The sequence below is a fragment of the Gilliamella sp. wkB171 genome (genome assembly GCF_001693755.1).
GTDB lineage: Bacteria > Pseudomonadota > Gammaproteobacteria > Enterobacterales > Orbaceae > Gilliamella > Gilliamella apicola_F.
The window spans coordinates 1-1,831 of the sequence record NZ_LYST01000037.1; the positions used below are offsets into that span (position 1 = coordinate 1).

Consider the following 1,831-nt stretch of genomic DNA (forward strand, 5'->3'; position numbering starts at 1 on the left):
AAATGATGACTTTGAAAGAAAAATTGAACAGCTTGCAAATAATTATAATACTTGCATAACAATTTATTTAATGGATGATAATAGCCTTTCAAAATTACCAACTACTACAAATTGGACAGTTGCAACCTACTTTCGTTTTATAGTCGCGGATTATTTTTTCAATAAAATAGATAAAATTCTTTATCTAGATGCCGATATTCTATGCAAAGGTGATTTGAGTGAATTATTTACATTGAAATTTGATAATAAAATTGCCTATGTTGTTATTGAAAAAGATCTTATTTGGTGGAACAAATGTGCTACCAGACTTAACGAAAAAAAATTATCATCTGGCTATTTTAATGCAGGTTTTCTTTTAATTAATTTAGCCGCATGGAAAGCATATGATGTAAATAATAAAGCATTGGAGTTGCTTTCAAATGAAAACTTATCAAGAAAATTTACTCACTTGGATCAAGATGTCTTAAATATTATATTACTAGATAAAATTAAGTATCTTGATAAAAAATATAATCAACAAGTAAATATAAATTATGAATTAAAGAATAAAATAAATAAAAACTTTAATTTCTCCGTTACTAAAGAGACCATATTAATACATTATATAGGGCCTACGAAGCCTTGGCATGAATGGGCTAAAGATTATAAATTATCGAAATATTTTCTTAACGTTAAGGAAAAATCACCCTGGGCTACAGTACATCTATTACAGGCTAACACGCCTACACAAATGAGATATTGCGCAAAACATCTGTTACACCAGAAAAAACTATTTTCAAGTATTTTTTGTTTTATAAAATATTACTTTTATAAAATTAAAACTCAGAAAATTTTCAAATTTAGTCGAAAAATTCTATAGTAAAGCGTATAAAAAAACCAAATTGCTTTATTATTCTTACTTATTATTTTATATTTTTTCCAATCTTTTTTAGTAAGTTTACTATTGTCTATATTTTTTGCATGATTATAAAAATCACTATTTGATAAATAATGTTTTATTTGATTATATTTCATCATTCTAACGCAATCAATTAAATATGATATCTCTCGTCGAACAACCCATGCCATTGCTAAATTTATAATTTCTTGCTTATCTTTTTTATTATAATTATCCATTAAGTAATTTAAGATCTTTTGCCTACCTTGAATATCATAAATCCATTTTTCATCCGACCAAGATGAACACATTACCGATCCAACTCTTTGAACATAATTAAATAGATGTTCTTTAACACTAAAACAATTAAAATTACTAAGTAATTTAACAGTAAACAATAAATCTTCAGAAAGATTGCAACCCGCTTCAAAATTTATAGAATATTTCAACAAAATATTTTTACGAATAAGGATACTCGAAAAATGAAAATATCCATTTTTTTGTAAATAAGAATCTAAAATATTTCCTTCTTTAAAGGAACAAGGAATCACTGTAAGCTTTCCTGAATCACTAATTCTATTGTAGCCACAATAAACCAAATCAGCATTTGTTTGTATTTGTTTTGATACCAATTTTTCTAAAAAAGATGGTAAATAGATATCATCACTATCAAGAAATGTTATAAATTCACCTTTTGATAACTCTATGCCTTTATTTCTAGCAACAGATACCCCACTATTTTTCTGATAATAGAGAGTAACATTACAGTTTTTTTTGTTGTATTCTTCTAAAATATCATTTGTATTATCGGTAGAACCATCATTAATAATAATAATTTCATAATTTTCATAAGTTTGTTTTTGTAAAGAATTTAATGTCTTTAGTATAAATGAGCTAGAGTTATAAACAGGTATAATAATTGATACCAAAGGAATTTTATTTTCCATTAACAAT

At 25.2% G+C, this 1,831-nt stretch carries 2 protein-coding genes; one reads left to right on the forward strand and one right to left on the reverse strand.

The window, feature by feature from the left end; all coding sequences use genetic code 11:
• Positions 1-859 (forward strand): glycosyltransferase (locus tag A9G03_RS04695; protein WP_065798552.1); only part of this gene is annotated, 859 nt, incomplete at its 5' end.
• On the opposite strand, the gene A9G03_RS04700 is transcribed toward A9G03_RS04695, so the two are convergent.
• The coding region (locus A9G03_RS04700; RefSeq protein WP_143425821.1) for a glycosyltransferase family 2 protein at positions 823-1,831 on the reverse strand (1,009 nt) is incomplete at its 5' end. The genes A9G03_RS04695 and A9G03_RS04700 overlap by 37 nt on opposite strands.